The 4,095-nt window shown below is 61.7% G+C and carries 4 protein-coding genes and 2 pseudogenes; 2 read left to right on the forward strand and 4 right to left on the reverse strand.

The features are described from left to right. Window positions 1–136: pseudogene (locus AC1D2N_RS36030) on the forward strand (antirestriction protein ArdC); the annotation flags it as partial. A gap of 177 nt (window positions 137–313) precedes the next feature. Here the strand turns inward: AC1D2N_RS36030 and AC1D2N_RS36035 are convergent. Then, on the reverse strand, window positions 314–1,504 hold the full coding sequence (locus tag AC1D2N_RS36035; protein WP_026188652.1) for a DUF1173 domain-containing protein: 1,191 nt from the start codon (window positions 1,502–1,504) through the stop codon (window positions 314–316). A 123-nt stretch (window positions 1,505–1,627) separates the two neighbouring features. On the opposite strand from AC1D2N_RS36035, the pseudogene AC1D2N_RS36040 reads away from it, so the two are divergent. Then, window positions 1,628–1,834 (forward strand): annotated as a pseudogene (locus AC1D2N_RS36040) (hypothetical protein); the annotation flags it as partial. Window positions 1,835–1,911: 77 nt separating this feature from the next. Here the strand turns inward: AC1D2N_RS36040 and AC1D2N_RS36045 are convergent. From AC1D2N_RS36045 to AC1D2N_RS36055, 3 genes are all read right to left on the reverse strand, one after another. After that, on the reverse strand, window positions 1,912–2,418 hold the full coding sequence (locus tag AC1D2N_RS36045) for an RES family NAD+ phosphorylase (protein ID WP_018245182.1): 507 nt from the start codon (window positions 2,416–2,418) through the stop codon (window positions 1,912–1,914). Then, entirely contained in the window at window positions 2,415–2,897 is a 483-nt protein-coding gene (parS, locus tag AC1D2N_RS36050) for a type II RES/Xre toxin-antitoxin system antitoxin (protein ID WP_018245181.1), read from the reverse strand. Before parS ends, AC1D2N_RS36045 begins: the two co-directional genes overlap by 4 nt. A gap of 228 nt (window positions 2,898–3,125) precedes the next feature. Then, window positions 3,126–3,410, reverse strand: coding sequence for a WGR domain-containing protein (locus AC1D2N_RS36055; RefSeq protein WP_018517764.1), 285 nt, complete (start codon window positions 3,408–3,410; stop codon window positions 3,126–3,128). Window positions 3,411–4,095: the final 685 nt, after the last annotated feature.

Here is a 4,095-nt window from a genome sequence, read left to right on the forward strand (position 1 = left end):
AAGCTATCTCGATGGCTGGCTTAAGGTTCTTGGCAACGACAAGCGCGCCATCTTTTCCGCGGCAGCGCATGCGCAGCGGGCCGTCGACTACCTGCATTCCTTGCAGCCGGAGTTCGACGAGGAGGCGGCGGCGTGAGCCGTCTCTTCCTCAACCATGCAGACGGGGACCACTGTAGCGCCGAAAGCCTCGCGAGCGCGGTGCGGGGCCCTCTGCCTAGGGCACTAGACCGTCGATCCTCCGTGCCGTCGGTGTGGAGCATATGCCTGATGATCAAATCCCCTCGTCAGCATAGGCAAATCAAGACTTTTCGCTTCAGGGGAGCCTCGGCATCTCCCCCTCCGTGACGTGCCAGATCCAGGGTGTGATTTCCGGTATTGCGTCGATCATCTCAGCCAGCGCATTCTCGAAATCTTCGCTGGCGCCGGGAGGCACGATGAACATTGCAACGGGAGCCGGGCGTTGTTCCGGCAGGGTTACAGAAACGACCGGTTGCTCGCGGGAGAGATTGAAACGCAAGCCTTTCACGCTCTTTCGCTTCAGCCTTGAAAGCCGTTCCAGGAGATGTTGCTCATGGACGCTCTCGAACGGAATCCAGTTCTCGTTGACCACCATCATGGCGATCTCCTCGATGGATGCGATCCCGGTGTCTGATATCCCGAAGGTCGCAATCATGATAAGATGGAAGTCTTCGCTCGATCGCCAGAGCTCGAGATCCGTCTCGTATCTGGCACCCAACCGCTTCCACGTACCCTCCTCGATTATGAAGGGGAAGGGGAGGTGGCGGACGACGATTTTCCGGCTAACGCGGGCTGCGGCGAACCCCTTGACCTCCGCCACGGTCACCATCAGCTTCCGGGGCCCCGGGCGGGAGGCGTGGGCACCAGCAAGCGCAGCCGCCCGCCGCGCCGCTATTCCCTCGCGGTCCTCCTGATGAAACACTTCAGGCACGAACAGGATGTCACTTAACGGGTCCCCTTGCGCGGTCATCTGCAAGGCGGCGTTGAGAAGACTTGCCCGCACCCGGCTCCAACCGCGCTTGCCGGTCCACGACGCGCGCCATTCCGTAAGTTCCCCTGCCTCCCAGAGATAATGCAGGACGGCGCGCAACGAGAGCTTCTTCGTCTCGTTGCGGAGCGCGGCTTCAGACGCGTGCGTTGAGAGCGCTGGCGTGTTTCGTACACTTTTCTTTGTCAGAGGAAAATCGAGCCTCAGGGCGGCTTTCCCATTTGCGTCGATATGGATCGCGCTGCCGATCAAGGATCCAAGGCCCGATAGCTCGTAGGGCGGCTCATAGGAAGGGCAGGCGGGGTGATGACGATGCCCCGAAAGCGGCATGCGCTTGATGACATGGAGAGCGTCGACACGCGCGATGTACATAGGGAGCGGCGGGTCTTTGCATTGGCAAAGTGGCCGGACGTTGTGCGTGTAAGCCTGTTCGAGGCGAGCCCGAAGCTCCGGAGCGTCTTCATCGAACGCCTGTTCGCCGATCAGAAACTTTCGCACATCGCCCTCAATCACTTTTTGCTGAGCCGAGCCGGGTGCGAAAATGTAGCACGGACTCCAGTTTCATACTACCTTAAAAAAGTCAGTATATTGGAGATGAGGCTGCGCGCCTAGAAGCGCAAGGGTGGCTCGCCGAAGGGCCTGAGCGCGTCGCCGCCTGCTGGGCCGAAGCACGCCAAGGCCGCTCCTTTTCGTCGTAATGACGAGATGCTCTCGGTCATGCCGACCGGCGTTATCATCTTTCCCGGCTCCGGCATCACAGGTAATCGCGCCGACAAGGCCCGCCGGCTCGGACTCCCGGTCTGGCAAGCCGCGGAGGATGGCAAGTGAGCGCTTTCCTTCGTGCGGGGGAAAGCCGGATGGTAATGAGATCGCGTCGCAGGTTGCGGCGACGCAATCGGGCTCGTTCATATCGTGGGTGGATGCAATCGTGTATCGAGAGCAAAAGCATCCTGGAACTTCAGCGCATAGGCGCCCGCCGCGCCGCCTGCCAGAAAAATCAGGTTCCAGCTATGCGGCGAGACCGCGCTCGGGATCGCGACGAAACGATGCTGTCGAAGCAGATCGTTTCCGAAGGCTTGTTGTCCCGCGCCGGGAATGCCCAGGCGCAGCCAGCTGGGATTGGGCACGCTTCCCGGATCGACAACATGGACATCGCCGGCATCGGCAATGACAGCTGCCGTCATCACATGTGCCACGGTGTCGAGCGCCCGGAACCCCTTGTGGACCGCAACTTCAAGGATCGCCGTCGCGGGATCGAGCGAGCAGTAGACCGCGTGAATCCCCTTGCTGTTCCAGCGGCCGCCAACCCGATAGGCGCCTTCCCCGCTATCCCATGTCGGCGCATGGACAACCTGATCGAGCCGCCACGCGACCAGTTCGGTCCCGCCGAGCGCGATTGGCAAAAGAGTCATGCATAGACGCCGTATTCCAGGCGGTCGAGATGATCCTCGACAAGCTCGACGCCGGCGGGCGTCCCGAGAAGATCGATCGGGCGGCGCTGATCAAGCGCGACCGCGGGACGCTCCAGCCATTGTTCGGCTTCTGCCTGCGATCCGAAGATATCCGTTGCCTTTGCGAGGATCTCAGCAAACTTCCAAGCGCGGCCGCTCTGTTCCTGGCTGAGCGGCTTGGAAGGCGTGTCCTTCCGCCGCTGCCAGGTGCGCAAGCTCATGCCCACCGCCTTTTCGAGGGACTCATTCTTGGCGATGACAACGAGATTGCCGACAAGGTAATCCAGCGCCGAGGCAGGCAGACCATGCAGAAGCAACTCATGCGCGTCGAGCGCATTGGTCAGGCGACGCGACAGAATGCGCGAGCCGCCGAGCAGTGCTTCAATTTTTTGCAGTTCACCGCCTGCTCCGGAGGAAGGTGCTTTTGCGGCGATGGCCATGATCTTTCTCCTGCGTCATCTGTCGTTCCTTACATGTCATGTGTCGCCATCAATTTCAAGGGCCGAGGGGCGCATCCGGCGTTTTCGCCGGACCGGGCTCTATTGCGCCGGCGAGCCAGCTTCACGAAGCCTGCGGTGCAGTGTTCGCGCCTGAAGGCGTGACGATCCTTTGCGCGGGCGGCTACCGCGCTGCTCTAAGACGCGAACGCGCGGATATGCATCGCGCGATCAGATCAGATTCCCGATGGCATCGCAGCCTCGGTCCGGCCTATAGCCCTTCCGACGCTTCCGGCGCGCAAGTTCGAGAAAATGCGCGATGGCTTCCCGTTCGGTCTCGAACACGTCGGTCCTCTCGCCGCCGCGTCTGCCGATCCGTCCCCAGCTGCGCACGACCGCGGTTTCGCCGAACAAGGTAGGCTGGATCGCGAGCATGTAATAGCGCGCCATGTCGCGGCTGGCATCAATGCGCTGGCAGTAGAGGTGGAACGACATTCGGCTCATGCCGGGGATCATTCCCGTGGGGACCGATCCTGTCCAACGAGAGTTTTGAATCCTTTGCAGCCGATGGATTCCGTTTTGTGATGTGTCGGCGCGTTTGGGACGGCGCAGAACGCTCGACGAAGCCGGCCCTAGTCGCTCGGTGTGGCCGGGCGCTGACGGTTGGATCTCCCGATGGAATACTGTCGGATGCGTCAACCGGGACCAGGGCAAGTCGACGAAGGATCACGTGTTCGACCCCTCGAGCTAACAACTCCACCCGGCATGCCCTGCGGCCTGCAGGAAGCGCTGCGGTTCCAGCCCGCGCCGATCTCACCGACTGGCAACGTACCATTGGGCAGTTGGCGCGCGCCTCTCGCTTGCGGTGATTAGGAGCGGGATGAGAGCTTTACGCAGAATGGCGGCGAGGCACTCTAAGAGCTCCTAGCCCTCTTGTAGAGCCGCGACCCGGGCTGACGTGATGGTTTGTCCCGCTCTTCGGTTGCGTGAGACCATTCCCTTTCTCCATGCCGCCTTTCTAAGGGACCGGCCGCCATCAGCGTCAACCCGCAAGGGGTTCCCCTGCGCTGGCGCTCCGGTGACGCCTACGGCTCGGCCCCTTCTTCGGGCGCCATCGGGAATGGTCCCGAGCAACCGAAGGAGACAGTACCATGGCCACCACGATCGCAACCCTCACCGCAAAGAGCGACGGCACCCTCGA

The sequence above is a fragment of the Rhizobium sp. P1_B8 genome (assembly GCF_056406515.1).

Coding starts and splice junctions, on each gene's coding strand:
- AC1D2N_RS36045 (WP_018245182.1), bottom strand. CDS start 2,418: ATGACTCTTTTGCCAATCGCGCTCGGCGGGACCGAACTGGTCGCGTGG.
- parS (WP_018245181.1), bottom strand. CDS start 2,897: ATGGCCATCGCCGCAAAAGCACCTTCCTCCGGAGCAGGCGGTGAACTG.
- AC1D2N_RS36055 (WP_018517764.1), bottom strand. CDS start 3,410: ATGATCCCCGGCATGAGCCGAATGTCGTTCCACCTCTACTGCCAGCGC.